This window comes from Arthrobacter sp. UYP6 (genome assembly GCF_040547315.1).
GTDB lineage: Bacteria > Actinomycetota > Actinomycetes > Actinomycetales > Micrococcaceae > Arthrobacter_B.
In genome coordinates, this window is sequence record NZ_JBEPPM010000024.1 from 17195 (window position 1) to 43314 (window position 26120).

25 protein-coding genes are annotated in these 26120 nt (G+C 64.4%); 17 read left to right on the forward strand and 8 right to left on the reverse strand.

Annotated features, from left to right (window positions below; genetic code table 11):
• Positions 1–28 precede the first annotated feature (28 nt).
• Both ABIB35_RS16955 and ABIB35_RS16960 read left to right on the forward strand, forming a co-directional pair.
• Positions 29–1384 (forward strand): sensor histidine kinase, encoded by a 1356-nt coding sequence (locus ABIB35_RS16955; RefSeq protein ID WP_354182904.1) that lies wholly within the window; start codon positions 29–31, stop codon positions 1382–1384.
• The gene (locus ABIB35_RS16960; RefSeq protein ID WP_354182905.1) at positions 1381–2022 is read left to right on the forward strand and encodes a response regulator; all 642 of its coding nucleotides are present in this window, start codon (positions 1381–1383) and stop codon (positions 2020–2022) included. Before ABIB35_RS16955 ends, ABIB35_RS16960 begins: the two co-directional genes overlap by 4 nt.
• 22 nt (positions 2023–2044) lie before the next feature.
• Here ABIB35_RS16960 and ABIB35_RS16965 read toward each other — a convergent pair whose 3' ends face one another.
• Entirely contained in the window at positions 2045–3763 is a 1719-nt protein-coding gene (locus ABIB35_RS16965) for a glycoside hydrolase family 13 protein (protein ID WP_354182906.1), read from the reverse strand.
• 298 nt (positions 3764–4061) lie between these two features.
• Here ABIB35_RS16965 and ABIB35_RS16970 point away from each other — a divergent pair, with 298 nt between their 5' ends.
• From ABIB35_RS16970 to ABIB35_RS16985, 4 genes are all read left to right on the forward strand, one after another.
• Positions 4062–5282 (forward strand): MFS transporter, encoded by a 1221-nt coding sequence (locus ABIB35_RS16970; RefSeq protein WP_354182907.1) that lies wholly within the window; start codon positions 4062–4064, stop codon positions 5280–5282.
• Between the two features lie 63 nt (positions 5283–5345).
• Positions 5346–6368: a non-homologous end-joining DNA ligase gene (ligD, locus tag ABIB35_RS16975; protein WP_354182908.1), complete on the forward strand. Its 1023-nt coding sequence runs from the start codon at positions 5346–5348 to the stop codon at positions 6366–6368.
• Positions 6369–6549: 181 nt separating this feature from the next.
• Complete coding sequence (gene nhaA / locus ABIB35_RS16980; protein ID WP_354182909.1) at positions 6550–7923, forward strand: Na+/H+ antiporter NhaA; 1374 nt, start codon at positions 6550–6552, stop codon at positions 7921–7923.
• Positions 7924–7994: 71 nt separating this feature from the next.
• Complete coding sequence (locus ABIB35_RS16985; RefSeq protein ID WP_354182910.1) at positions 7995–8756, forward strand: glycosyltransferase family A protein; 762 nt, start codon at positions 7995–7997, stop codon at positions 8754–8756.
• On the opposite strand, the gene ABIB35_RS16990 is transcribed toward ABIB35_RS16985, so the two are convergent.
• Positions 8738–9658: an alpha/beta fold hydrolase gene (locus tag ABIB35_RS16990; protein WP_354182911.1), complete on the reverse strand. Its 921-nt coding sequence runs from the start codon at positions 9656–9658 to the stop codon at positions 8738–8740. The genes ABIB35_RS16985 and ABIB35_RS16990 overlap by 19 nt on opposite strands.
• A 189-nt stretch (positions 9659–9847) precedes the next feature.
• Here ABIB35_RS16990 and ABIB35_RS16995 point away from each other — a divergent pair, with 189 nt between their 5' ends.
• On the forward strand, positions 9848–10663 hold the full coding sequence (locus tag ABIB35_RS16995; RefSeq protein WP_354182912.1) for a lysophospholipid acyltransferase family protein: 816 nt from the start codon (positions 9848–9850) through the stop codon (positions 10661–10663).
• 43 nt (positions 10664–10706) lie between these two features.
• Here ABIB35_RS16995 and ABIB35_RS17000 read toward each other — a convergent pair whose 3' ends face one another.
• On the reverse strand, positions 10707–11549 hold the full coding sequence (locus ABIB35_RS17000) for an alpha/beta fold hydrolase (protein ID WP_354182913.1): 843 nt from the start codon (positions 11547–11549) through the stop codon (positions 10707–10709).
• 118 nt (positions 11550–11667) lie between these two features.
• On the opposite strand from ABIB35_RS17000, the gene ABIB35_RS17005 reads away from it, so the two are divergent.
• Positions 11668–12237 (forward strand): ATPase, encoded by a 570-nt coding sequence (locus tag ABIB35_RS17005; protein WP_354182914.1) that lies wholly within the window; start codon positions 11668–11670, stop codon positions 12235–12237.
• 10 nt (positions 12238–12247) lie between these two features.
• Here ABIB35_RS17005 and ABIB35_RS17010 read toward each other — a convergent pair whose 3' ends face one another.
• Positions 12248–13876, reverse strand: a complete 1629-nt coding sequence (locus ABIB35_RS17010) for an SLC13 family permease (protein WP_354182915.1) — start codon at positions 13874–13876, stop codon at positions 12248–12250.
• Positions 13877–14036: 160 nt separating this feature from the next.
• Here ABIB35_RS17010 and ABIB35_RS17015 point away from each other — a divergent pair, with 160 nt between their 5' ends.
• Both ABIB35_RS17015 and ABIB35_RS17020 read left to right on the forward strand, forming a co-directional pair.
• Positions 14037–14993, forward strand: a complete 957-nt coding sequence (locus ABIB35_RS17015) for a LysR substrate-binding domain-containing protein (RefSeq protein ID WP_354182916.1) — start codon at positions 14037–14039, stop codon at positions 14991–14993.
• Between the two features lie 99 nt (positions 14994–15092).
• Positions 15093–16211, forward strand: a complete 1119-nt coding sequence (locus tag ABIB35_RS17020) for a tartrate dehydrogenase (RefSeq protein WP_354182917.1) — start codon at positions 15093–15095, stop codon at positions 16209–16211.
• Positions 16212–16214: 3 nt separating this feature from the next.
• On the opposite strand, the gene ABIB35_RS17025 is transcribed toward ABIB35_RS17020, so the two are convergent.
• The 3 genes from ABIB35_RS17025 to ABIB35_RS17035 all read right to left on the reverse strand — a co-directional run bounded on the left by ABIB35_RS17025 (position 16215) and on the right by ABIB35_RS17035 (position 18112).
• Entirely contained in the window at positions 16215–17279 is a 1065-nt protein-coding gene (locus ABIB35_RS17025) for a tartrate dehydrogenase (RefSeq protein WP_354182918.1), read from the reverse strand.
• Between the two features lie 97 nt (positions 17280–17376).
• Positions 17377–17952 carry an AAA family ATPase gene (locus ABIB35_RS17030; protein ID WP_354182919.1) on the reverse strand — a complete coding sequence of 192 codons (576 nt, stop codon included), beginning with the start codon at positions 17950–17952 and terminating at the stop codon, positions 17377–17379.
• A gap of 25 nt (positions 17953–17977) precedes the next feature.
• Positions 17978–18112 (reverse strand): hypothetical protein, encoded by a 135-nt coding sequence (locus ABIB35_RS17035; protein ID WP_354182920.1) that lies wholly within the window; start codon positions 18110–18112, stop codon positions 17978–17980.
• A gap of 201 nt (positions 18113–18313) precedes the next feature.
• Between ABIB35_RS17035 and ABIB35_RS17040 the strand changes: the two genes are divergently transcribed.
• The 7 genes from ABIB35_RS17040 (at position 18314) to ABIB35_RS17070 (ending at position 24567) form a co-directional block, all read left to right on the forward strand.
• Positions 18314–19219 (forward strand): glycoside hydrolase family 43 protein, encoded by a 906-nt coding sequence (locus tag ABIB35_RS17040; protein ID WP_354182921.1) that lies wholly within the window; start codon positions 18314–18316, stop codon positions 19217–19219.
• The gene (locus tag ABIB35_RS17045; RefSeq protein WP_354182922.1) at positions 19216–21399 is read left to right on the forward strand and encodes a hypothetical protein; all 2184 of its coding nucleotides are present in this window, start codon (positions 19216–19218) and stop codon (positions 21397–21399) included. The genes ABIB35_RS17040 and ABIB35_RS17045 overlap by 4 nt, the downstream gene beginning before the upstream one ends.
• 80 nt (positions 21400–21479) lie before the next feature.
• Positions 21480–21860 carry an extracellular solute-binding protein gene (locus ABIB35_RS17050; protein ID WP_354182923.1) on the forward strand — a complete coding sequence of 127 codons (381 nt, stop codon included), beginning with the start codon at positions 21480–21482 and terminating at the stop codon, positions 21858–21860.
• Positions 21841–22335 carry a hypothetical protein gene (locus ABIB35_RS17055; protein WP_354182924.1) on the forward strand — a complete coding sequence of 165 codons (495 nt, stop codon included), beginning with the start codon at positions 21841–21843 and terminating at the stop codon, positions 22333–22335. Before ABIB35_RS17050 ends, ABIB35_RS17055 begins: the two co-directional genes overlap by 20 nt.
• Before the next feature lie 8 nt (positions 22336–22343).
• Positions 22344–22565: a hypothetical protein gene (locus ABIB35_RS17060; protein ID WP_354182925.1), complete on the forward strand. Its 222-nt coding sequence runs from the start codon at positions 22344–22346 to the stop codon at positions 22563–22565.
• A gap of 74 nt (positions 22566–22639) precedes the next feature.
• The gene (locus ABIB35_RS17065; protein ID WP_354182926.1) at positions 22640–23326 is read left to right on the forward strand and encodes a winged helix-turn-helix domain-containing protein; all 687 of its coding nucleotides are present in this window, start codon (positions 22640–22642) and stop codon (positions 23324–23326) included.
• Positions 23323–24567 (forward strand): MFS transporter, encoded by a 1245-nt coding sequence (locus ABIB35_RS17070; RefSeq protein WP_354182927.1) that lies wholly within the window; start codon positions 23323–23325, stop codon positions 24565–24567. Before ABIB35_RS17065 ends, ABIB35_RS17070 begins: the two co-directional genes overlap by 4 nt.
• Here the strand turns inward: ABIB35_RS17070 and arfA are convergent.
• Positions 24554–26092, reverse strand: a complete 1539-nt coding sequence (arfA, locus tag ABIB35_RS17075) for an arabinosylfuranosidase ArfA (protein WP_354182928.1) — start codon at positions 26090–26092, stop codon at positions 24554–24556. The genes ABIB35_RS17070 and arfA overlap by 14 nt on opposite strands.
• Positions 26093–26120: the final 28 nt, after the last annotated feature.

Here is a 26120-nt window from a genome sequence, read left to right on the forward strand (position 1 = left end):
GGGGGCGGGGCGGCTTACGCTTGGAGGCATGAGTGCCCGGATCCACAGCCAGCCGCAGCCCGCTCCGCAGGCTTCTGCGCCGCCGGCAGGGGCCACAGCCGTCAACGCCATAGCGGCGAAAGCTTCAGCCGGCGCCTCTCCCGGGGATGTGGTGCTGCGCGCACTGCGCATTGCCCTGCACACGGCATTTGCCGGCTTGCTCCTGCTGGCCGTTTTCCAGATGGGACTCAACCAGCCCGCCTGGCCCGCGCGGGTGGGCGCCTACGTGCTCAGTGCAGTGCTCGCCGGGGTTTACCTGGCGGGAACACTGACCGAGACACGGTATGCCGCAACCGGACTGGGGCCGGCACCGGACCGTTACGGTCCGGCCTGGCTGGGTATGGTGACCGCCCTGTGGCTGTGCCTGCTGGTCATCAGCCCCGACTTCTCCTGGTTGGCCTTCCCGCTGTTCTTCCTGGACCTGCAGCTGCTGCGGACGATACCGGCGCTCGCGGCCGTCCTGCTGAGCACGGCCGCCGTGGTTCTGGCCCAGTGGTCCCGGATGGGTCACCCAAGCCTTGCTGCCCTTCTGGGCCCGATGATCGGTGCCCTGTTTGCGGTTGTCATGGGCAGCGCTTACTCCGCCCTCCACCGCGAAAGCGTCAACCAGCGCCTCGCCCTCGAGGAGCTGCAGCGCGCCCGGGGTGAGCTCGCGGCGTCCCAGCACGACGCCGGTGTGCTGGCGGAGCGCGAACGGCTGGCCAGGGAGATCCATGACACCCTGGCGCAGGGCCTCTCCAGCATTGTTCTGCTCTCCCGAGCCGCCGTCAGCGCCCTTGATGCAGACGACCCCGGGTTGGCCCGGGAACGGCTGACCCTGGTACAAAGCACGGCTTCTGAAAATTTGGCTGAGGCGCGAAGGTTTGTCCGCGGCCTAGCTGCACCGCTGGAGCACGGTTCCCTGGACGCGCGCCTGGCCTCGGTCTGTTCCAATGCTGCACGGCGTTCAGCCGCAGGAGGGGGACATCTTGAATGCCTGTTTCGGGTGGACGGAACCCCGGGGCCGCTGCATCCTGCCTGCGAAGCCACCCTGCTGCGGGCGGCCCAGTCTTTGCTCGCCAACATTGAGGCCCATGCAGGGGCGTCCAAGGCAGTGGTGACGCTGGAGTATTCGCCGGATTCAGTGGCGTTGGACGTGTTCGACGACGGCACGGGCTTTGACCCGGTTATGCTTCCCGCCGGTCCGCGGGCCGACGGCACGGGGTTTGGACTGCTCTCCCTGCGTGAGCGGGTTGCGGACCTGCACGGCACCTTGAGCGTCGAGTCCGCGCCGGGGGAGGGCACCGTGGTGGCGCTGAGACTGCCGCTGGACCCGGCTGCTGCGGCCTCCGGGAGCACCGAATGACCGGCATCCGTGTCCTGCTCGTGGACGATCACCCCGTGGTCCGGGCCGGGCTAAGGGCCATGCTGGGAGACTTCGAAGGAATGGAGGTGACGGCAGAAGCGACTGACGGCGCTGCAGCCATCACCGAAGTGGCCCGGCAGGAAGCTCTGGGCACGCCGTTTGATGTGGTGCTGATGGATCTGCAAATGGGCTCCGGGATGGACGGCGTGACGGCTACAAAACGGATCCGAGCGGCTGGCGGTCCGCCGGTGCTCATCCTGACCACGTATGACAGTGACGCCGACATTCTGGCGGCCGTCGACGCCGGAGCCGCCGGCTATATGCTTAAGGACGCAGCACCGGAGGAGATCCGCAACGCCGTGATCGCGGCCGCCGAAGGTCGGACGGCCTTGGCGCCCCAAGTGGCCGGACGGCTGCTTGGCCAACTCCGCAGCCCGGAAACGTCACTGAGTCCGCGCGAGCTGGAGCTGCTGGAACTACTGGCCGACGGGATGGCCAACCGCGCCATGGCCCGACAGCTCTTTATCTCCGAGGCCACAGTCAAAACCCATCTGGTCCACATCTACGAAAAACTCGGCGTTGACAACCGCACGGCCGCCGTCAACGAAGCCCGCAAGCGGCGGATCATCCGGCGTTAGGAATCATCCGGCGCTGCGCGGCCTACACCCCTGTGGAGGCAGTAGACCGGGTCAAGCGGTGGACCCGGGCCTCCCAGGGCCGCAGTAGCTCCGGGCTGCCCGGTTCGATGTAGTTTCCCAACACCAGCTTCGAGTCGCGGAGGTATGCGGGCACCGGGAGCGGACCGCCGGAGACGTTGCACATCACGCTCAGCTCCTCGTCGCCCAGGCGGCGCCGGAACGCAAAAAGCAGCGGGTCGCCGGGGTCCACCATTTCAAAGTCGCCCAGGGAGACCACCGTGGAGTTGTGCCGCAGTGCAATGAGCCGCTGGTAGTAGCGGAAGACAGATTTCTCCGCCGCCCGGTCTGCCGCGGCATTAATGGAGGGGTAATTGGGATTAACGTCGATCCAGGGTTTACCCGTGCTAAAGCCTGCATGGGGCGACTCGTTCCACTGCATGGGAGTGCGGGCATTGTCCCGGCTGACCCTCCCCAGGGTGTCCAGCACATGCTCCTTTCTCATGCCTCTGTTGACCGCGTAGTCGTAATAGGCCAGCGATTCCAGGTCCCGGTACTGTTCTATGGAAGTGAAACCGGCATTGGTCATCCCGATTTCCTCGCCCTGGTAAATGAACGGTGTGCCGCGCTGCAGATGGAACAGCGTTGCCCACAGGGTGGCAGACTCGTACCGGTACCCGGTGTCATCGCCAAACCGCGAGACGGACCGGGGTTGATCATGGTTGCCAAGGTAGAGACTGTTCCAGCCCCGGTCAGCCAGCGAACGCTGCCACCGGTTCGCGATGGTCTTCAGGTCACGCAATTTCACGGGCACATGATCCCATTTGCCGCCTGGCCCATGATCCAGGCGCATGTGCTCAAACTGGAAGACCATGTCCAGCTCGCCGCGCAGGGAATCGGTGAACAGCACCGCCTCCTCAACGGTCACGCCGTCGGTCTCTCCCACCACAAGGTAATCGTTCGTCCGGTAGCCAAAGACGGCGCGCATCATTTCCTGGAGAAACTCGTGGACTCTGGGACCGGATACATAGAACGGAGCGCCGTTGGCGTACATGCCGCCGGCCCCCACCGGGCTGTCCGGCAGCGATGGCCGCTTGGAAATAAAATTGATGGCGTCCATTCGAAATCCGTCAATGCCGCGGTCCAGCCACCAGTTCATCATTTCGTACACCCGACGGCGCACCCGGGTGCTTTCCCAGTTCAGGTCCGGCTGATGCGGGCTGAAGAGATGCAGGTAATACTGTTCGGTTCCGGGGTGGTAGGTCCAGGCGCTTCCACCGAAAATGGACCCCCAATTATTCGGTTCGGCTCCGGGCTCATCAGGCGAGAATCCCCGGCGTGGGTCGCGCCAAAAATAGGAATCCCGCGACACGTTGCTGCGGGACGAGGCTGAGACAACAAAGGCCGAGTGTTCATCGGAGGTGTGGTTCACCACCAAGTCCATGATCAGTTTCATGCCGCGCCGGTGGACTTCGGACAGCAGCTGGTCGAACTCCTCCTCGGTGCCGTACAGGTGGTCAATCCGCCGGTAGTTGGAGATGTCATATCCGTTGTCATGCTGGGGGGATTCATGGATGGGGGAGAGCCAAATCACGTCCACACCCAGGTCGCTGAGATAGTCCAGATGCTCGATGACACCGGAAATGTCTCCAATGCCGTCACCGGTGGTATCCGCGAAACTCCGCGGGTAGATCTGGTAGACAACGGCGTTGGTCCACCACGCCGGCTGATACGGATTCCTCATAGGGCGGCGGTCCTTTCGCAGGCCCTCAGGGCAGCGGGATTCGGGACGGTCGGTGTACGAACCCGGCTGGCAAAAGTCTAAGTGCGGTAGTGGGGCTGCCACTAGGGAGGTGCCCCGCAGGGCATGCACAGCGGGGTAATAGGCTTCGTCCGGAGACACCCAAGCGGTGAGATAAAACGCACATCAGCCCGGATTGATTTCGCTCTCATTTACTGCAGGCGTAGCGTTGTTTCGCCGGTCGGCCAGGTGCGGGCCGGCAATACCTCCCCATAACAAAACAAAGCAGCAGGAGTATGCAGTGTCGCGCGGCGGTCAGTTACCCCACCAGAAGCTATGGACCAAGGGGTTTGTCCTTGCCATCATCACCAACTTCTTCCTCTCCCTGGTCTTCTACCTGTTGATGACCACCATGGCGCTCTACGCCGTCGAGCAGTTCCAGGCTTCCGGCAGCGCCGCCGGTTTTGCCTCCGGTTCCTTTGTGGTCGGCGCCCTGGTGGCCCGGATCTTCAGCGGCAAGTTCCTGGACTTCATCGGCCGGCGCCGCCTGCTGCTGGGCGGACTCGTGGTGTTCACGGCCGCGGCGCTGCTTTATCCGCTGGCGGACAGCATGGCAGCGCTGCTGGCCATCCGGTTCCTCCATGGAGCCGCCTTCGGTGCGGCCAGTACGTCCATTTCCGCGTCCGTCATGGGGTTGATTCCCGTCCGCCGCCGTGGGGAAGGCACAGGCTACTTTGGCATCTCCACCACACTGGCCACCGCCGTCGGGCCTTTCCTGGCCGTGCTGATCGTGGACACCATGACCTATGACTTCCTGTTTCTGACCAGCTCCGCCTGCGCCGCCCTGGCCCTGCTGATCGCTGTTCTGCTCAAGCTGCCGGAGCGCACGCCGACGCCGGCGGAACAGGCCCGCAAATGGCGTCTTCGCTTCACTGACATCCTCGATCCCGCGGCCCTTGCGATTGCTTCGATCATGTTTGTTGCCGGCGCCTCGTATGCCGGGATCCTGACCTTCATAAATTCGTATGCCCAGGAAGAAGACCTGGTCACTGCGGCGAGCGCGTTTTTCCTGGTTTACGCGGCGGTGGTGCTGATCTCACGCCTGTTCATGGGCCGGCTGCACGATGTGTACGGCGACAACGCCGTCATCTATCCCACGCTCGTCTCCTTCGCCGTCGGCCTGGCCATGCTGGCCTGGGCACCCAACGGCCTGGTGCTGGCGGCAGCGGGTGTGTTTGTTGGCATCGGCTTCGGCGCACTGGTTCCCACCGCCCAGGCCATCGCCGTCACCATGGCCCCGCCGCACCGGATCGGGCTGGCCACCTCCACCTACTTCATCATGATGGATGCAGGAGTGGGCCTTGGCCCGCTGGCCCTGGGGGCTCTGGTCTCCGTCACCGGATTCCACCGCATGTACTGGCTGCTGGCCGGCTGCATCCTGGCCACCACCGTGCTGTACCACTTTGTCCACGGGCACAAGCACTACCGCCGCACTGAGCCCGCCGCGGACACACCCGCCTAGCGCACAGCCCCGCCGAGGCCCGCTGCCCGTGACGGTGAGGGTATTTCCGAGTAGGTTATGGCCATGGCCGGCAAAGCAACCACACTGACTGTCCCTGGTCCGCACGGCGAACGCGAGATGCGCATTTCCAGTCCGGACCGTGTTTTGTGGCCAGAACTGGGGCTGACCAAGCTGGACCTCGCACAGTACGTGGCGGAGGTGGGCAACGCGTTCATCGCCGCCAACGGCGACCGTCCTCTCTCTCTGCAGCGGTTTCCCGAAGGGATCGACGGCGAACAGTTCTTCTCCAAGAACCCGCCCAAGGGAGCACCGGATTTTATCCGTGCCGTCACCGTGACGTATCCCAGCGCCCGGGCCCATCCGCAGCTGGTGCTCGACGAGCCCGCCGCCGCGGTCTGGGCCGTGCAGATGAACACGGTGGTCTTCCACCCCTGGCCCTCACGGACCGATAACACCGACAATCCGGATCAGCTGCGCATCGATCTGGACCCCCAGCCCGGTACCGGTTTCAGCGACGCAGTGCCCGCAGCCTTCGAACTTCGTTCCGTCCTGTCCGAGGCAGGGCTGGACGCTTTCATCAAGACCTCCGGAAACCGCGGCCTGCACGTTTACGCTCCCATCACCCCTGATCATGAGTTTCTCGATGTTCGGCACGCGGTCATCGCCGCGGCGCGGGAACTTGAGCGGCGCATGCCCGGGCAGGTCACCACGGCATGGTGGAAGGAGGAGCGCGGGGAGAAGATCTTTGTGGACTTCAACCAGGCGAACCGGGACCGCACCATTGCCGGCGCCTACAGCCCCCGGGCGCTGCCGCACGCACCGGTGTCCACGCCGCTGCGGTGGGAAGAGCTGGAGGATGCGGATCCCCGGGAGTTCACCGTCCTGACCGTTCCTGAACGGCTGCGCACGGTGGGTGACCCCTGGGCGGACATGGCCGCCCGGCCCGGGAGCATCTCCGTGCTGCTGCAGTGGTGGCAGCGGGACCTGGACAACGGGCTGGCGGAGATGCCTTTTCCGCCGGATTACCCCAAAATGCCCGGGGAGCCCCTGCGGGTCCAGCCCAGCCGGGCACGGAAAACGGATTAGCCCCGTCGGAGCGGCGGGTGCGCGCCGGCCGGGTACCACCGGGCGTCACCGTTACACTGGTTGTGACCGAGTTATCACCGGTTTGGAGCACTCTGAGGATTTCCCGTAGGGTGGATAGAAGGTGCGCCGGGAAGTCTGGTCGGCAATATCATTGTCGACCGCTTTTTCAGGAGTAAACCCCGTGCACCCCCACAAAACCCCGGAGCCTGCTGCGTCCGCAGCACAAACACCAGCCGAGGGAGCCCGTGTCTTCAGTCGCGGCAGCTACAGCGAGAAGCTGCGCATCGGCGAAATTCTGCGTAAGGAAACCGTAGGCGGAATCCTGCTGGTTGCGGCAGCATTGATCGCCATTGTCTGGGCCAATTCCCCGTTCTCGGAGAGCTACTTCGCACTGCGGGACTTTGAAATTGGCTACGAACCCTGGCATCTGCAGCTGAGCCTGGGTGCCTGGGCAGCGGACGGTCTCCTCGCTGTTTTCTTCTTCCTGGTGGGCCTGGAACTCAAACGTGAGTTCGTCGCCGGGGATCTGCGAAACATCAGCAAGGCCATAGTGCCAGTTGCCGCTGCCGTAGGCGGCGTGGCGGTCCCGGCGGCAATTTATGCCGCAATCAACTGGAGCCATCCCGAAAGTCTGAACGGCTGGGCTATCCCCACTGCCACGGACATTGCCTTTGCGGTTGCCGTGCTGGCCATTATCGGTTCTCATCTGCCCTCTGCCCTGCGGATCTTCCTTTTGACGCTGGCCGTCGTGGATGACCTGCTGGCGATCACCATCATCGCCGTGTTCTACACCGAGGACGTCAAGATCACTCCGCTGCTCCTCGCGGTTGCCGGCCTGCTCCTTTACACCTTCCTGGCCCAGAAATACCGCCGCTTCTTCGGACTGAAAGCCTCCGCAGCATGGTTCATCCTGCTGCCCATCGGCATTGTTGTGTGGGCCCTGGTCCATGCCTCCGGCATTCATGCCACGGTTGCAGGCGTGCTGCTGGGCTTTGCAATTCCCGTAATCCGCAGCAAGGCCAGCGGCGGACCCGAAGCGGGCCCCGGCCTGTCGGAAATCTTCGAGCACCGGTTCCGCCCGCTCTCCGCCGGATTCGCCGTCCCGGTCTTTGCGTTCTTCTCCGCCGGTGTGGCGGTAGGCGGCTGGGACGGCTTTATGTCCTCGCTGACGGATCCCATCTCGCTGGGCATCATCGCGGGCCTGGTGCTGGGCAAGCCAATCGGCATCCTGGGAACCACCTGGTTGCTGACGAAGCTCACCCGCGCAAAACTGGACGCTTCCTTCAAATACATTGATCTCTTGGGTGTGGCCGTTCTGGCCGGCATCGGCTTCACCGTCTCCCTGCTGGTCGCTGACCTGAGCTTTGGCCAGGGTACGATTCCCAATGACCACGCCAAGGTGGGTATCCTCGCCGCGTCGATCATGGCGGCCATCCTGGCATCCCTGGTGCTGACCCCGCGCAACCGCCACTACCGTGCGATTGAAGCCGAGGAGAATACCGACGACGACGGCGACGGCATCCCCGACGTCTATCAGCAGGGCCGGCAGGAGTAATACCCGCTCCCCGGAGGCGCAGGGGAGCCTCGGCGTTTCCGCCGCGGCCCCCGGCCGCTACAGTCTGAACAATGCCAACAATCTCGGTGGTCATCCCGTCCCGCAACGACGCACTCATGCTGTCTGCCTGCTTGGCGGCCCTGCAGCGGCAAGCCCGGCAGCCGGACGAAGTTGTGGTGGTGGACAATGGCAGCACTGATGAGACTGCTGCGGTCTGCGCGGCGGCCGGAGTGCGGCGAGTGGCCCTGGATGTCCCGGGGATTGCCGGCGCAACTGCCGCCGGATTCGACGCCGCGGCCGGGGAAATCCTGGCACGTCTGGATGCCGACTCGGTTCCGCCGCCCAACTGGCTGGAACGGGTGGAGAAGATCCTCGAGGCACAGGGCCCCCTGACCGCCCTCACCGGCCCCGGGAACTTCTACGGCGGAAACCGCGTCACGAGGTGGATTGGCCGGACCATCTACATCGGGGGTTACATCCGCGTGGTTGGGCTCCTCCTCGGGCATCCGCCGCTGTTCGGCTCCAACTTTGCGATGTCCGCGTCCATGTGGAAGCAATTGCGCGATCGTGTGCACCGGGAACTGCCGCAGGTCCACGATGACCTGGACCTGAGTTACCAGATCCGTCCCTGGATGTCGGTCCTGTATGACCCGACCCTCAGGGTCGGCGTCTCTGCCAGGCCCTTCGACAACTGGAGCGGGCTGCGCCGCCGGCTGATCATGGCTTGGCAGACCTTCGACCTTGATTTCCGGGCGGAACCGCCGCTCGCGCGGCGCCGCGCCCGCCGCCGCGCCAAAAAAGCGGGGCCGACGGATCAGCCCGCCGCAGCGTAAAGGGCCAGGAGATCGCGGCTGAGTTGATGTGGCGCATCCTCGCACGGCCCATGCCCGGATCCGTACGCGGCGAAACGGGCACCGATGGATTCAGCGAACGCATAATGCAGATACTGCGGCCACACGTCCGCACGGCCCACCGCCACCAGCTTGGGCTGCGGAGCAGCAGCGAGGTTTCGGCGCAGATCCGGTGACCGCTTCATCAGCCGCACTATGTCCTGGAGCGACTCGTCCCGCGTGTAGTCAAAGCGGTGGCGGATGAAGTCCATGCGTGCGGCCGGCACCCCCACAAAATTCCTGCGGATACCCCAGACAATGAGTCCGGCATGCATCTTGTCATTGACCAGGGGGCTGAACCTGCCCACCCGGCTCACGGCGCGGAAACTCTGGCCCGGAACCGGTGGGCAGCTCAGCAGGCACAGGGAGCGGAAGAGATCGGGTCGGCGCACAAGGGCGATCTGGGACACTATTCCGGCAAAGGAGTATCCCAGCACGTGCGCGGCACCGGTGAGGGACTCCAGGACGGCCAAAAAGTCGTTCACGAACAGGTCATATTCGTAATGGCTCTGCGGCGGCCTCAAATGCTCCGGGCCGGCGGCCGCGGACTCATACTGGCCGGCCAGGTCATAGCTGACAACGTAGTATCCCGCAGCCGCCAGCACCGGCATCATGAGGGAAAAATCTTCCTTGGACCCCATGGCCCCCGGCACCAAAACAACGGGCGGATCGGTCTGCGCGCCCATGGTCCGCATGGCCAGTGTTCCGCTGGGTGCAGGAAACGAGCGATCAGTCGATCCTGCCGGGGGAACTGCCCAGTCGATCTCCCCCAACTGGGCATCGAGACGCTGGGCCTCGTCGAGGAGAACCGGATATGCCTGCAGGGCATTTCTGCCTCCACGCACACGTGTCAGGTTGCGCCATGCCATATGCCACGATAACCGTGGAGGCCGTCCGACCGGCAGGGACCAGAGCCAAAAGGCGCGCCGCCGGCGGCAGGCCACTGAAGCCTGACGCTGCCGCCACCCGTCGGTTCAGCAGAGCGGCCCCTCACCGGATAGAATTGTTGTCCTGCCCGGATTATCCACGAGGAGATGACGTTGAAGTTTGCCCCAAACAAGTACGTCTACCGCAGCATTGTCCTAACCGGAATTCTGTCGACCAAAATCTTCCGAATGCCCGTCCTGCCCTCGGGACTGGAGAATCTTCCCGCGGATGAAGAGATCCACGGGTTGAACCGGACGGTGGTGCCCGGCAAGGGGGCCGTGGTGGCTATTACGCATTTTGGCTACCTTGACTTTGTTTTTGCCGAGTACTTGGTGTGGAAAAAACTGAAGGCGCACATGCGCTTTTTGGTCACCAAAAAAGCGGCCCGGAAGCCGTTCGTCAAGGCCGTGTGCCAGATGTGCGAACACATCATCGTGGACCGGTCCGACGGCGCTGGCGCCTATGCCGAATCGGTTCAGGCTCTGCGCCGCGGCGAGTACCTGGCCGTGCTGCCCGAAGCCGGTGTAAGCCGCAGCTTCAGCGTCCGCAAGCTCAAAACCGGTGCGGTCCGCATGGCGGCCGAGGCCGGAGTACCGATCATCCCAGTGTCCGTGTGGGGCAGTCACCGCATGCTCACGCGCGGAGGCCACGGCCTCAGTCTGAAGTCCGTCTGGAAAAACCCGGTCCGGATCCACGTCAGCCCCATGATCCGGGTTGCCCCGGACGCCTCGGTGACCGAGGAGACCGAACTGCTGCAGAAAACCCTGCAGGCCGGCATGGACCACTGCATAGACACTTACCCGGTGAAGCCCGAGCCGGGAGCATGGTGGATGCCCGTCAGCCGCGGCGGCAGTGCCATGACGGTACAGGAGCAGATCATCCTGGATGAACAGGACCGCGAAAAGTACAAGATCACCGGATAACCGGCAGTCTGATCCAGCCTCCCGGTACCCAGGGCGGCAACCTTTAGCTGTCCAGGAAGTCCAGCAGTGCGGCGTTGACGTCGTCGGCATGCGTCCAGAGCAGGCCGTGCGGGGCGCCTTCAACCTCCACGTAGCGGGCATCCGGAAGCGCCTCGGAGAACGGACGGCCGGTCGAATCGATGGGCAGGATGTTGTCCGCTGTTCCGTGCAGGATCAGCACCGGCAGCCCTGACTCGCGCACCTTGACGACGTCGCCCCGGAAATCCGTAAGCCAGGACGGCACTACAGCGTATGCGGCCCTGGGAGCGCTGCCCGCGGCCACGTTCCAGCTGCCGCGGACCGCCTCTTCGCTGATGCGGGTTCCCAGGTTCTCCGGCAGGTTGTAAAAGTCGGAAAAGAAGCTGCTGAACCAGGCAAAACGGTCGCTTTGCGCGGCGGCTGCGATGCCCTCAAAGACCTCCGCCGGTACGCCTGTTGGGTTGTCATCCGTCTGCAGCAGGAACGGTTCCAACGAGGCGAGGAAAGCCAGGCCGCTGATCCGCTCGGTTCCGTGCCGGCCCACGTAGCGGGCCAGTTCACCGGTGCCCATGGAGAAACCCACCAACACCACGTCCCGCAGGTCCAGTTCGTTGATAATCGTGGACAAGTCATCGGCGAACGTGTCGTAGTCATAACCGAAGTTCGGCTTGCTGGACCGCCCAAACCCGCGCCGGTCGTAGGTGATGACCCGGTAACCGCCGCCAAGCAGGGCCCGGGTTTGCCGCTCCCAGGAGTCCCCGTCCAGCGGGTAGCCGTGGATCAGCAGCACGGGCTGGCCTGATCCCTGGTCCTGGTAGTAGAGGTTTAGATCTCCGGTGTTCTCTGTGCCGACGGTGACGTGGGGCATGGCTCGTCCTCTCTGCAATGATGTGTGCTCGAATTCTTGCCCCGCGGATGCGTGGGCACAAGAGCAGCCCGGAGTGTCTCTGCATTCTGGTGACGCACGCGGTGATACCTTCATCGTCATGTCACGCTCAACACCGGACTCCGAAGTGCTCTTCATTGGTGGGCGATCGGGTGTTGGAAAAAGCACCACCGCCCTGGAGCTTCATGCGCTGCTTACCCGCCTGGATATCCGGCACGCCGTCATCGAAGGCGATACCCTCGATCTGGCGTATCCGGCACCGTGGAAAGAACCGTCACCCTGGCCGCAGGGCCTGGCAGCCGTGAATCTGGCGGCCATCTGGGGGAACTACCGGACGCTCGGCTACCGGCGTCTGATTTACACCAACACGGTCGCTGTGCGGGAAACAGCTGAGCTCGCAGCGGCCATGGGAGAGGACCCCCGCGTCCACGCAGTACTCCTGCGGGCCTCTGATGCGGGCGCGAACCTGCGCCTTGGCACCCGCGAAGCCGGCAGCACGTTGCAGGAACACATTGCCCGGAGCAGGAATGCTGCAATCGCACTCGACCGGGACACTCCGGCCTGGGTGCACCGGATCGACACCGATAACCTGAGCGCGGCCGACGTCGCCCGCCGGATTCTGGACCTCACCGGCTGGGCGTCGCCGGTACCAGCGCCGGCTACCGGCTAAGTGCCGATTCCTAACCGCCGATTCCAACGACGGCGATCATCACCGGCACGATCGTAATAATCAGAATGGCGCCGAGAATGTCGAAGAACAGCCCGGTGCGGATCATCCGTGTGATCGGCACGGCGCCGGTTCCGTAGACAATAGCGTTTTGCGGAGTGGAGACCGGCAGCATGAAGCCGAAGGAAGCGGCGAACGTGGCGGCCAGCGCCGGCACAAACGGGTCGACGCCAATGGCCTGACACAGGGGTATCACAATAGGCACGATCACCGCGGCGGAGGCAGTGTTGGACGTGGTCTCCGAAATCAGGATGGCCAGGATTGCGGAGAAGGCCGTGATGGCCACGATGTTGGTGATATTCAGGTTCTCTGAGGCGCCCTTGCCGATGGTTTCCGCGAGGCCGGTGGAGGCAAGCAGCGCACCGAAGATGATGCCGGTTCCGAAGAGCAGGATGGTGCCCCAATCGATCTTCGCCGCATCGGACCAGGTCAGGGTGGCCTGCCGCTGCTTCCAGTTCACCGGCAGGATGAACAGCAGAGATGCGCCGAGCACAGCCACAATCCCCTCGTCGAGGCGGTCGTCCAGGAAAATATACGCCTCTGATTCGGTGCCTCCGATCAGGCTTGCAACAGCCGGCGCCAGCCACAGAGTCACAGTCACTCCGAAGGCGATCAGCGTGTTGACCTCCGCCCGGGACATTTTCCCCTGGGCTTCCCGCCGCTCCCGCACATATTCCTCGACACCCTCGAGACGGCGGATTTCCGGTTTGTTCAGCAGCAGCATGACCAGGGCCAGGACCACAAACATCGCCAGGCATACCGGTGCGGCAATGGCCATCCACTGGGCGAAGGAAATGCGTACACCGGTGGCTTCTTCGATCAAACCGCGGCCGATGAGGTTTGGCGGTGAACCGACGGGGGTGAGCAGCCCGCCCACGCTGGCGCCGTAGGCGAGCATCAGGAGCAGAGCGGCCCCGACGCGCATCCGCAGCGGATCAAAATCCGCCTTCACGATGCCACGGTCCTGCATCAGCTGGGCAATCACCACCAGCACGCCCAGCGCGGTGGGCATCAGCATGGCCACCGTGGCGGTGTTGGAGACAAAAGCCGAAAGCAGGCAGGTGATCACACCGAACGCGATCACCACCCGGTACGTTGATTTCCCGACTCCGGGCATGGACAGCACGGCGAAGGCCAGCCGCTGCGCAATCCCGTGCTTGAGCATCGCCTGCGCCAGGATGAACGCCCCGATGAACGTAAAGATGGTGGTGGATCCGAACGGGGCCAGCACGGCACTGGCCGGGGCCACCCCCAAGATCACAATCGCCGCGACGCCGATCAACCCGCCGATCGGAATGGGCACCGGCTCGCAGATCCACAGGACGATGACGCCCAGCAGGATGGCGGCCAGCATGTGCTGGTTGGATTCCAGGTTCAGGGGCAGTAAGGCAAACCCGATGGCGACCACGGGGGCGAGGAACAAGCCGATGGTTTGCCGGGCACGCTCAAATCTCTCTTCCCGGGGTGAGAGCGTTTGTTCGCTCAGGCTGCGGAAGGTGGTTCCGCCCAGGAGCGCTGCACGTACATCTGTCCGGTGTGGAGCGCCCGAATCTTCGGTTGGAGCCGGCTGCTGCGTGTACACAATCGGAGCCCTTCCTCGTTGAATGCGTTCACTATGCAGCAGCCTCTTGCGCCGCGTCCAGAACCTGTTGTCTACTCACCCATAGGTGAAACCAATGCTTCGCCACTGGACGGGGTTCAGCACGGCACCGGATCCGTCACCCGAATGCAAGGGAGCCGTCGTGGACGTCAGGCACCTGAAGTACTTTCTGGCCGTGGTGGACCATCAGGGGTTCACCCGGGCCGCCGAAAAGCTGCTCATCGCCCAGCCCTCCCTGTCACAGACCATCAAGAGCCTGGAACGGGATTTAGGGGTTCCACTCTTTCACCGGGTTGGCCGCAACGTGGTGCTGAGCGAGGCAGGCCGGGAGCTGGTGGGGCCGGCGCGCGTCGTCGTCCGCGATTTGGAAGCCGCCCGCTCCGCAATCGACGAGCTCAAGGGCATGCGCCGGGGCCGGCTGGATGTCATCGCCATGCCATCACCCGGAATTGAACCGATGACCTCGATCATTGCGGCCTACGCTCGGACCCACCCCACCGTGACGGTGAGTGTCGAGGCTGCCTTCACAAGCGACGCCGTTGTGGCCGCCGTCCGCGACGGCAGTTCCGAGATAGGCCTGCTGGGGGCGGACCGTCCCTTCCGGGCCGCGGACATCGACGTCCTGCCGTTGGGCCGGCAGCCGCTGATGCTGGTGCTCAACCCCCACGCGGATTTCCCCTCACGTACGGACACAGACACGGCCGGGGACGACCACGACAGCGGGCTGACGCTGCGGTGGGAGGATCTCGCCGGCCAGCGGATGGTTGTTTCCCAGCGCGGATCGCTCATGCGGTGGGCTATTGACGAGGCGCTGGCCCACGGCGTCGGCCTGGAGATTGCTGTTGAAGTGGCGCACCGGACGTCCGTCCTTCCGCTGGTCCTGGCCGGGCTGGGCCATGCCGTCCTGCCGTCGTCGTGGTCTGTGCTGGCGCGGCAGGCCGGACTGCGGACGGCGCGCATCGAACCCGAGGTCCTGCTGCACGTCTGTGCCCTGAGCCGGGTGGCCGAGCTGACCCCGGCTGCCCGGGCCTTCCTGACGGTCGCCGCGGGAAGCCAACCGGAGTCTGCCGGCATCGGAGCGGAATCACCACTCGGATAGAGAACACCTATTGATGGGATGCGGATTCGATCTTGGACGCCGCACCCCGGGGCAGGCTCTAGTGGAAGCGATACCACGTACGGCAAACGGGAGCAGGACATGCCTGATCGGAGAATGTACCGCATAGCCGCGATTCCGGCGGATGGAGTGGGGAAAGAAGTCATTGCCGCGGGGCGGCGGGTCCTGGATGCGATGGCGGACCAGGCGGGGGGCAGTACAGAGGGTGCCTTCGGACTCGAGTGGTCCGAATTCCCTTGGGGATCCGAATACTATGCAGAGCACGGCCGCATGATGGCTCCTGACGGGCTTGCGCTGCTGCGGGACTTTGACGCCATCTACTTCGGCGCCGTGGGGTGGGAGAACGTTCCGGACCATGTGAGCCTGTGGGGGCTGCGGCTGAACATCACCCAGAACTTTGACCAGTGGGCCAATGTGCGGCCGGTGACGTTTCTGCCGGGCATCGAGTCCCCGCTGCGCAAGGCCGACCGGTTGCCGCTGGACTGGGTGGTGGTCCGGGAGAACAGCGAAGGCGAGTATGCCGGCCTGGGTGGCCGCAATCTCTCCGGCCGGGGCCCCGGCAATGAAGTCGCCGTGCAGACCGCCCTGTTCACGGAGAAGGGCTGCGAGCGCATCATCCGCTTCGCCTTTGACCTGGCCCGCACCCGGGAGGTGAGCAAGGTGTCCAGTGTGACCAAATCCAATGCCCAGCAGTACGGCTCGGTGCTCTGGGACGATGTGTTCAAGCGCGTCGCTGCCGACTATCCGGAGGTGCAGACCGAGAGCGTGCTGGTGGATGCGATGAGCGCCAAGTTTGTGCTGCAACCTGAAGACCTGTCGGTGGTGGTTGCATCCAACCTGTTTGCCGACATCCTCTCCGACCTCGGCTCAGCGCTCGCGGGCAGCCTGGGGCTGGCGGCAAGCGCAAACCTTAACCCGGAGCGCCGTTTCCCCTCCATGTTTGAGCCCGTGCACGGCTCGGCCCCGGACATTGCCGGCCGCGGGATCAGCAACCCGGTGGGCGCCATCCTGAGCGCTGCGCTAATGCTGGATCATCTGGGCCAGCCTACGGCGGCGCGAAATCTGGAGACCGCGGTGGAAACCGTCACGGCCGCCGGCATCCGCACCCGCGACGTGGGCGGAACGGCGGGAACCGACGAGGTGGCGGCTGCGGTGATTGAGGCACTGAAACTCGCTTCCGCCCCGCTTGAGCCGGCGTAGCCGTCAGCCGATCCGGGCCAGGATCTCCCGGGTGAATTCCCCGGTTCCAGCGGTTCCGCCCAGGTCCCGGGTCCTGACCTGCGAGTTCGCAAGCACATCGAACACCGCTTCAAGCACCTCGGCTCCTGCCTCCGGATGGCCCAGGTGATCCAGCATCATGGACCCGGACCAGATGGCGCCCAGCGGATTGGCCACACCCTTGCCGTAGATGTCAGGGGCAGAGCCGTGGACGGGCTCGAACATGGAGGGGTAGTCCCGTTCGGGGTTGAGATTCGCGGAGGGGGCAATGCCGATGCTGCCGGCAATGCCTGCCGCCAGGTCGCTGAGGATGTCCCCGAACAGGTTCGAGCCCACGATCACGTCGAAGCGGGAGGGGTTGAGCACCACCTTCGCGGCGAGGGCATCGATATGCTCCTGGTTCCAGGTCACTTCGGGGTAATCTGCAGCCCGTTCGCGCAATAGCTCGTCCCAGAACGGCATGGTGTGAATGATGCCGTTGGATTTGGTCGCTGAGGTCAGCACGCCCCGGCGCTGGCCGGCCAGGTCAAAGGCGTAGTCCAGGATGCGGGTGACGCCCTCTCGGGTGAAGACCGATTCCTGAATGGCCATCTCTGAGGGGAGTCCGCGGTTCAGGCGGCCGCCTATTTCCGAGTACTCGCCCTCACTGTTTTCGCGCACCACCACAAAATCCACGCCCGGTTCGGTCAGCTCGGGGCGGAGGGGACTGGATACGCCGTCCAGGACCCTGATCGGGCGCAGATTCACGTATTGCCGGAATTCCCGGCGGATGGGAATGAGCAGCCCCCACAGACTCACATGGTCCGGTACGCCGGGCCAGCCAACCGCGCCGAGCAGAATCGAGTCATGGCCGCGGATCTGGTCCAGCCCGTCCGCCGGCATCATGGCGCCCTGCTCCAGATAGCGCTGGCAGGACCAGTCGAATTCGTCATACGTGAGGTCAATGCCGTGGCGGCGAGCGACGGCGTCGAGCACGGCGCGGGCGGGCGGCAGCACCTCGTGGCCAATGCCGTCGCCGGGAATAAGGGCAACGCGGTAGCGGTCAGTCATGGGCCCCATCACATCGGGAACGTACCCGTGTTGTCAAAGCTCCGGCTTCTGCCCGTCGTCGTGAGACTTTAGGCCGGCCCGGCATCAGAGACGCGCGTCACCGGTCCAGGATATGCCGCAGGTAGCGGCGGGGTTCGTTCAGGTAGGACTTCCAGTTTGCGACCAGGTCCAGGTCTTCCCAGTTTTGCCGGACGATTCCGTGCTCGCCGGTTTCATAGATGGTGGCGCCGGGCAGGGATGCCAGTACGGGGGAGTGGGTGGCGCAGAGGATCTGCGAGCCGTTGGCGGCCAAATCGTCCAGCACTCCGATCATCGCCAGCGTGGAGCTGAAGGAGAGGGCCGCTTCCGGTTCGTCCAGGCAGTAGAACCCGGGGGTCTGCAGATAGGTCTCCGCCACGGCCAGGAAGGACTCCCCATGGCTCATGGTGTGAAAGTCGTGTCCGCCCTCGAGCTGGTCCTGGAAGGTGTAATAACCGTGCATGGTCTCCGCCCGCAGGAAGAACCCCCATTTGGCAGCGCCGGGCTGCCGGACCAGCGTGATCCAGTTGCTCAGCGGCGACTCGGTTCCGCGTGTGGAGTGGGCCGAATGGACGCTGCCGCCTTCGGGGCCCAGACCGTAGGCTGCAGCCACTGCCTCCACCAGCGTGGATTTTCCGCTGCCGTTTTCACCCACCAGGAAGGTCACTCCCGGGGGCAGGTCAAGGGCCGTGCTGCAGGACGGCGGCGACGGCGGGGATGTTGGCCGGCCACCGGTCTGGTGGAATGTCCGCGTTCTCTTTGGCACGGACCTCGCGGACCAGCCGCACATAGTCAAATCCCCGGGATGCTCGCATGACCCCCAGTCTGACAGGCCTGCCCGACCTTTCCTCCACCCCTCAAGGCCCGCGAGATGGCAGTAGATGTCCTTCTCAGCGCTGAGAAGGACATCGTCTGCTATCTCGCGGGCCTTGATTTGCGACCTAGCTCATTGATACGTTTCAGAAAGCGGTTTCACGGCATTTCGGCTGGACACTGCGGCTCAACGAGGAGAGGCCATGAACTCCATAACCGGGCAGAAGCTCGCCGACCTGCAGATCCGTGACCCCTTTGTGCTTCCGGTGCCGTCCGAACAGGCTTATTACCTGTTTGGCAGCACGGATGCCAACATCTGGTCCGGTCCTGGGACCGGATTCAACTGCTACCGAAGCTCCGACCTTGTGACCTGGGATGGGCCGCTGCCTGCCTTCCGTCCGGATAAATCCTTCGCCAGCTACGCCGAATTCTGGGCGCCGGAAGTCCACGTTTTCCGCGGAAAGTACTATATGTTCGCCACGTTCAAGGCGCCCGGGGCACTGCGCGGAACCTATGTCCTCGCGGCTGAGAGAGCCGAAGGGCCGTATACCCGGTGGTCTCCGGGGCCCGTCACTCCGAAGAACTGGCAATGCCTGGACGGCACCCTGCATATCGACGATTCCGGTGTTCCCTGGCTTGTGTACTGCCACGAATGGGTCCAAGTGCACGACGGCGCCATGTACGCCCAGCGCCTGGCCTCCGATCTTCGCCACACGCTAGGACCGCCGGTATTTCTCTTCAGCTCCTCCGAAGCACCGTGGAGCTGTCCGCTGCAGCGCCGCGAGCCCACACCTTTTCCCGTCTACGTCACTGACGGTCCCTACCTGCGCCGCCAGCCTGACGGGCAGCTGATGATGCTGTGGTCTGCGATGGGTGCTGCGGGATATGCCATGGGAGTGGCACATTCGGCCTCCGGAACGGTCCTGGGACCCTGGGAGCAGGAGCCGGAAGCACTCTGGCCCAGCGACGGAGGACACGGCATGATCTTCGAGACCTTCGCCGGCGGGCCCTTCCTGACACTGCATCAGCCTAACCGGACGCCTGATGAGCGCGCTGTCCTCCTGCCGCTGGATGCGGCCACTCTCGACCGCGGGATAAAGCACCAGTGAACAAGGAACAGGTGAACAGCGAAAAGGTGAATAAAGACAAAAGGGCCCGGAACCTGCGCCGGCCGCCGATCGACCGGAAGCTGCTGGTCAGCCGTCACAACGTGCGCCAGAACAGCCTCGATCCGGCCAGCCCGGTTACCGTCGGCAACGGCGAATTTGCCTTCACCATGGACCTCACGGGTCTGCAGAGTTTCCCGGCGTCCTATCCAGTGGGGGAACCGGGCCAAGAGCCCGCCGGAACCCTTCTTGGCACCCAATCCTCCTGGGGGTGGCACTCCATCCCTCCTGCGGGCGCCGCCCCTGATCTCAAGGACTCGCTGGTGGAGTATCCCTCTCCCCGCGGACCGGTCAAGTACGTGGATTTGAACGGGGGAAGCCAGGACCAGCACAGCGAAGCAACCGGAGCGGCGGAGGCCTGGCTGCGGGGGAACCCGCACCGTCTGGACCTGGGTCGGATCGGACTCTCGCTGCATGAGGGCGGTAGTTCCCGCCCGCCTCATGCCGCGGAAATCAGCGGCCCCGAGCAGTGCCTGGACCTCTGGACCGGGATGGTGGACAGCAGGTTCAACCTTGCGGGAGAAACTGTCGCCGTCCGCACTGCCTGCCATCCGGACCGGGACGAGCTGGCAATCAGCGTGAGCTCGCCGCTGCTCTCCCGCGGTCTGGGCATCACGGTCTCCTTTCCCTACGGTTCAGCCCAGTGGCACGACGCCGCAGACTTCACGCGCCCCCAGGCTCACCGCACGCAGGTGGAAACAGTTCCCGGCGGCTGGCTGGTGCGCCGGTCCCTCGATAAAGACGGTTACGTACTGCGCATTACCTGTGCCGCAGCGGAACTGGACGTCACCGACGAACACGAGCTCCGGCTACGCAGCACTGACGGGACGCTGGACGCGTCGTTCCTGTTCCTGCCTGTCGGGGAATTCCTGTCGACCGGGGAAACGGCAGGCAAACCGGATGACTCCACACCCGCCGGCGCGGCAGGCGTCCTTGCTGCCTCGCCGGCCTGGTGGGAACGTTTCTGGTGCTCGGGTGCGGCCGTGCAGCTCGCAGAAACCCCGGACCCGCGTGCCCTGGAGCTCGAACGGCGGATCGTGCTGTCACAGTACCTGACCGCCGTGAACTGCGCCGGATCAACGCCCCCGCAGGAAACCGGCCTGGTCTGCAACTCCTGGCGCGGGCGCTTCCACCTGGAGATGCACTGGTGGCACGGCGCCCACTTTGCCTTGTGGAACCGTCCGGAACTGCTGGAACGGAGCATGGGCTGGTACTCGGAGATCCGTGACACCGCCGTGGAAACGGCCCGCTCGCAGGGGCTTTCGGGTGCCAGATGGCCCAAGCAGGTGGCACCGGACGGGAGGGAGAGTCCCAGCACCATTGGCCCGTTCCTGATCTGGCAGCAGCCGCACCCCATCTATCTGGCCGAGTTACTCTACCGGGCGGCCCCCTCCCGGGCGCTGCTGGAAAAGTACGCGGAAATCATCACCGACACGGCCAATTTCATGGCCGGCTTCGCCCTGCCGGCTGACGGCGGCTATACCCTCGGACCACCGCTGATTCCTGCCCAGGAAAGCTACGCCTCGCTCCGCGCCAGGGTCAGCAACCCCACCTTCGAACTGGCCTACTGGCAGTGGGCACTGCAGACGGCCTCCCGATGGATGCAGCGAATGGGCCGCGAACCCGATCCCCGCTGGACGGAGGTGGCCGCGGGCATGACGGCGCCCCTGATTCGGGAGGGCGTATACGCCGCCATGGACGTTGAGCCTTTCACCCTTCGTGAAGACCACCCCTCCATGCTTTGTGCCCTGGGCTTCCTGCCCCAGACAGAACTGATTGATCCGGAGGTCATGCGGGCCACCCTGCATGATGTGCTGGATGACTGGGATTGGAAGAGCACCTGGGGTTGGGACTATGCCGTTGCCGCCATGACTGCTGCCCGACTCAGCGAACCGGAGACTGCCGTTGAGGCCCTGTTGAGGCCGGAAGCCAAGAACACGCATCTCACCAACGGTCATAACCGCCAAACACCTGCCCTGCCCGTCTATCTTCCGGGCAACGGCGGACTGCTCTCGGCCGTAGCACTGATGGCGGCAGGCTGGGACAACGGCCCACGAACCCACGCCCCCGGGTTTCCACCGTCGTGGACCGTCCAATGGGAGGGGCTCGTTAGAGCACCCTGACCTCAGCTTTCGCACCATAGCTCGTTCACTCACCGCTATTGCCTCACACGACGACACCGGTCATTCACCGACGGACTCTTATGAAACGCCGCTCCAGACTCCGGCGCACCGCCGCTGCGGCGCTCGCCGCATCTTTCCTGCTCAGCGCCTGCAGCAGCGCCGCTGATCCGGCCTCGGACGGGGATGCCCCGGTCACCATCCGTTTTGCCTGGTGGGGCAATGACACCCGGGCCAAGGACACTCTCAAGGTCATTGAGGCGTTTGAAACGGAATTCCCGCACATCAGGGTGGCCCCCGATTACTCCGAATTTGGCGGATACTGGGACAAGTTGGCCACCCAGACAGCGGGAGGAGACGCGCCGGACCTGTTTGCGATGAGCGGTTCCTACCCGTCCGAATACGCCAGCAGGGGGAGCCCTGCTGGATCTGTCCGAAGGCACCGTGGAGCTGGGGCAGATTGACGGCACCCAGTACACCGTTACCGCCGGGGTCAACGCGATGAGCATGGTGGTTGACCCGGTGGTCTTTGAAGCAGCCGGCGTGGAACTGCCCGACGACGAAACGTGGACTTGGGCGGACTACACCGACCTTGCCGCCGAAATATCGGCCAAGTCTCCCGACGGCACCTACGGCACCACACCCACGACCAATGACTCGTTCCTCGCGGTGTGGGCACGGCAGCACGGGGAGGAGCTGTACACAAGTGATGGAACGTCCGTAGCGATGAGCGAGGGCACCCTTGCTGACTGGTTTGACATGTTTGTCTCGCTCATGGAGAACGGCGGACCGCCTGTTGCCTCGGCCGCCGTGGAGGACAATAATTCCGGCTCACCCGAGCAGACGCTCATGGGGCTGGGACGCCAGGGGATGAAAATCTCGTGGAGCAACCAGATGAATGCCTACGCCGGCAACGGACTGATGCAGCCCAGCTCCTGAACTACCTCGTGAACAACGAAGAGGCCGCCAAGGTGATCAAGCTGGACCGGGGAATGCAGGCCAACCTGGATATCAGGGGCAAAGTCCTGCCGCTGCTGGACGCAACGAAGCAGCAGGAAGCCGTCTACCTGGACCGGCAGCTCTTCGAAGTCCTCTTCGGCAGGCTCTCAGTGGAGGAAGCGGCAAAAGCGTTTACGGCGGAGGTGAACGCCAACCTCGCCGGAAACTAGGACGGGCGCGGAAGCGTGGCACCTCTTCCTATAGGACTCTTGCTAAAGAAGTCTTTAGGATGCAGACTCGCTCCATGTCTCCTTCACCGCACCCCGACGTCGACGCTTCCGCCCCGGCCGCACCTGCCTCCCCGCAGCCCAAAAGTTACAGCGCACCGCCAGGGGAGGAGGTCATCGCAGATCCCGTCCGGATCAGGGCGCTGGCGCATCCGGTGCGGCTCGATCTTCTGGACTATCTGGATGACGTGGAGCAGGCAACAGCGACGGAATGTGCGGCGGCCATCGGCGAATCCGTGGCCAGCTGCTCCTATCACCTGCGCATACTGGCCAAACACGGCTACATCGAACAGGCACCCCGGGTAGGCAGGGAGAAACCGTGGAGGGTGCTCTCACGGGGGAGGTCCCATGTACCGGACCGGGATGCTCCGGGTTCAGTGCATGCGCTCGCAGCCATGGCCTCAATCCATGTCAACCGTCAGCTGGACTGCATCCAGTCCTGGCTCCGCCGGGCACCGGAGCTGCCTTTTGACGAGATGGACCTGGCAACCATCTACAACGCCAGCTTTTATGCCACGCAGGAGGAGATCCGGAACCTGCGTGAGGAAATATGGGCGCTCACCCGCCGTTTCGACGGCCGCAGGCAGCATCCGGAGCAGCGACCGGAGGAGGCAGTACAGGTCCAGCTCTTTACCGTCCTGAATGTGGATCCGGACGGCAGCAGACGGGAAGCTGGGACGGCCGCAGGAAGGGAAGAGCAGTGACCGCCGAACTCCCGCCGGCCGACGTCGTCCCGGCCGTGAGCGCTGGCACCGGCACCAACCGCGAAGCCTTCCGGATTCCCGCTTTCCGCCGCCTTGCCCTCGCCTGGGTGTTCTCCAACTTCGGGGACTCGGCCCTGTACCTGACCACGGCAATTTGGGTCAAACAACTGACGGGCAGCGACGCCGCAGCCGGACTGGTCTTCGCCGCCCTGGGGCTGCCGGCGCTGCTGTCTCCGTTCACCGGACGGCTCGCCGACCGGTACCGGCGAAAACCGGTGGTCATCATCAATAACGCCTGTGCCGCCGCCGTGGTCCTGGCCCTGCTCGCAGTGCGGGATGCGGATCAGCTGTGGCTGATCTACACAGTGGTGTTCGTGTACGCGAACTCCTCGTATGTCACAGCCGCTGCGCAATCCGGGCTGCTGCGGGACCTGCTGCCGGACCGCCTGCTGGCGCCGGCCAACGGTATCCTCAGCAGCATCGACCAGGGCCTGCGGATCGTCTCTCCGCTCCTGGGTGCCGGCATGCTGGCACTGTGGGGGATGAACTCGGTAGTTCTGCTCACCTGCGCCTGTTTCCTGGCCGCTGCCGGGGTGCTGGGCACGCTTAAGCTCAAGGAATCGATCTTCGACAGGGACAGCACCGAAACCTTCTGGGAAAGTACGACGGCGGGATTCCGGTTTCTCGCCCAACACCCCCTGCTTCGTTCCGCCCTCATTACCCTCTCAGTGGCACTTGGCGCCACCGGCGTCCTGAACGTCACTGTCTTCGCCACGAATGAGCAGGGGCTGGGGATGGCTCCCGAATTCCTGAGCGTGCTGCTCAGCGTGCAGGGAGTGGCGGCGGTGATCGGCGGACTCACGGCGTCGGCCGTAATCCGCCGGTTCGGCGTCCGCACGACGATCGTCACGGCGGTGGTGATGCTGGCGGTTGCCGTGCTGACGACGGCGCTCACGGTCCTCGCCGTCGTCTTCTGCGGCGCAGTGCTTCTGGGGGTAAGCGTCGCGTGGATGGTCATCGCTTTTGTGACTCTGCGGCAGCAGGAGACTCCTGCCGGGATGCAGGGCAGGACGGCTGCGGCAACACATGTTCTGATCAACGTGCCCCAGGTGGCCACCTCCATGGCAGCCGCGGCCCTCATCGGCGTGGTGGACTATCGGGTGCTCGTCGCGGGGATGGGCGTCATTTGCCTGCTGGCTATCCTGCCGCTGCTGAGCCCGGCCGCTGCTAAGCCCTGCTGACCTCGAGTTCCACCGCTGCCCAGGAGAGCGCAGGCAGCGTGAGCCGCAGCTCGCTGCCCAGGGCCTTGACGCCGCCCAGCGGAACCATCCCCACCTGCTCGCCGTCGGCCCGGGAATTGATGGCAAAGCGGTCCTTACCCTCGGGAACCTGCAGGACCTCGGCGCGGAGAATGCGTCCGGCGGTGAATCCGCGCAGCGCCACGTCCACATTGGCGGCCTCTTCCAGTCCGCGGTTGGCCATGAAGAGTGCCAGCCTGCCGTTCTCTTCATCCCAGGTGGCGCTGACGTCCACCAGGTCCGCGTCGCCAAACCGGCTGGTGGCATATTTGTCCGACTCCACGGCTGTCCGCATGATCTGCCCCTTGGCCAGGGCAGCCATGCGGGCAAACGGATGAAAGATGGTCTGCCGCCAGGCCGGGCCGTTCTCTTCGGCCATGATCGGAGCAATGACATTCACCAGCTGGGCCTGGTTGGCAATGCTGACGCGGTCGCCGTGGCGCAGCAGCGAGTTCAGCAGCGTTCCGACAACGACGGCGTCGGTCACGTTGTATTTGTCCTCGATGACACGGGGATGCTCACGCCACCCGGCGCGTGCCACCGCCGTCGGCTGGTCATCGGTGTCCAGTCCCCGCTGGTACCAGACGTTCCATTCGTCGAAGGACAGGTTGATGAACTTCTTGTGTTTGCCCCTTGCCCGGACGGCATCTGCGGTCACCACCACGGACTCAATGAAATAGTCCATGTCCACGGCGCTGGCCAGAAAACTCTCGGCGTCGCCCTCTTCCTCCTGGTAGTACGCGTGCAGGGAGATGTAATCCACCTCGTCATAGGCGTGACCCAGGACCGTCTGCTCCCAAGCGCCGAAGGTGGGCATCCCGGAACCTGAGCTGCCGCAGGCCACCAGCTCCAGGTCCGGATCCACATAGCGCATGGCCCGCCCGGCCTCCTGGGCCAGCCTGCCGTACTCATCCGCCGTCTTGTGGCCCATCTGCCAGGGTCCGTCCAGCTCATTGCCCAGGCACCAAAGCTTGATGTTGAACGGATCCTTGTGCCCGTTCTGAGCCCGCAGATCAGAAAGGTAGGTGCCGCCGGGGTGGTTGGCGTACTCCACCAGTTCACGGGCGGCGTCAACACCGCGGGTTCCAAGGTTGATCGCTTCCATGATTTCGACGCCGGCCAGGCGCGACCAGTCGACGAATTCGTGCAGCCCGAATGCGTTGGTTTCCACCGTGTGCCAGGCGCCGTCGAGCCGGGTGGGACGCCGTTCCACCGGCCCCACGCCGTCCTCCCAGTTGTAGCCGGAGACAAAGTTTCCGCCGGGATAGCGGACAACGGTGGCGCCGAGCTCTCGGACCAGGTCCAGGACATCCCGACGGTACCCCTGTTCGTCCGCTTCGGGGTGGCCCGGCTCGTAAATGCCGGTGTAGACACAGCGGCCCATGTGCTCCACGAAGGAGCCGAACAGGCGGCGGGGGACCACGCCTGCGGTGAAGCTGCGGTCAATGCTGATTGTGGCGCGTGACATGTGTTTTCTGCTCCTTTTGATGTGGTGC

Excerpts from the sequence above, each read along its gene's own strand:
- ABIB35_RS16955 (WP_354182904.1), top strand. The coding sequence starts at position 29 with ATGAGTGCCCGGATCCACAGCCAGCCGCAGCCCGCTCCGCAGGCTTCT.
- ABIB35_RS16960 (WP_354182905.1), top strand. The coding sequence starts at position 1,381 with ATGACCGGCATCCGTGTCCTGCTCGTGGACGATCACCCCGTGGTCCGG.
- ABIB35_RS16965 (WP_354182906.1), bottom strand. The coding sequence starts at position 3,763 with ATGAGGAATCCGTATCAGCCGGCGTGGTGGACCAACGCCGTTGTCTAC.
- ligD (WP_354182908.1), top strand. The coding sequence starts at position 5,346 with ATGGCCGGCAAAGCAACCACACTGACTGTCCCTGGTCCGCACGGCGAA.
- ABIB35_RS16985 (WP_354182910.1), top strand. The coding sequence starts at position 7,995 with ATGCCAACAATCTCGGTGGTCATCCCGTCCCGCAACGACGCACTCATG.
- ABIB35_RS16995 (WP_354182912.1), top strand. The coding sequence starts at position 9,848 with ATGACGTTGAAGTTTGCCCCAAACAAGTACGTCTACCGCAGCATTGTC.
- ABIB35_RS17000 (WP_354182913.1), bottom strand. The coding sequence starts at position 11,549 with ATGCCCCACGTCACCGTCGGCACAGAGAACACCGGAGATCTAAACCTC.
- ABIB35_RS17005 (WP_354182914.1), top strand. The coding sequence starts at position 11,668 with ATGTCACGCTCAACACCGGACTCCGAAGTGCTCTTCATTGGTGGGCGA.
- ABIB35_RS17020 (WP_354182917.1), top strand. The coding sequence starts at position 15,093 with ATGCCTGATCGGAGAATGTACCGCATAGCCGCGATTCCGGCGGATGGA.
- ABIB35_RS17025 (WP_354182918.1), bottom strand. The coding sequence starts at position 17,279 with ATGACTGACCGCTACCGCGTTGCCCTTATTCCCGGCGACGGCATTGGC.
- ABIB35_RS17035 (WP_354182920.1), bottom strand. The coding sequence starts at position 18,112 with ATGCGAGCATCCCGGGGATTTGACTATGTGCGGCTGGTCCGCGAGGTC.
- ABIB35_RS17040 (WP_354182921.1), top strand. The coding sequence starts at position 18,314 with ATGAACTCCATAACCGGGCAGAAGCTCGCCGACCTGCAGATCCGTGAC.
- ABIB35_RS17050 (WP_354182923.1), top strand. The coding sequence starts at position 21,480 with ATGAAACGCCGCTCCAGACTCCGGCGCACCGCCGCTGCGGCGCTCGCC.
- ABIB35_RS17065 (WP_354182926.1), top strand. The coding sequence starts at position 22,640 with ATGTCTCCTTCACCGCACCCCGACGTCGACGCTTCCGCCCCGGCCGCA.
- arfA (WP_354182928.1), bottom strand. The coding sequence starts at position 26,092 with ATGTCACGCGCCACAATCAGCATTGACCGCAGCTTCACCGCAGGCGTG.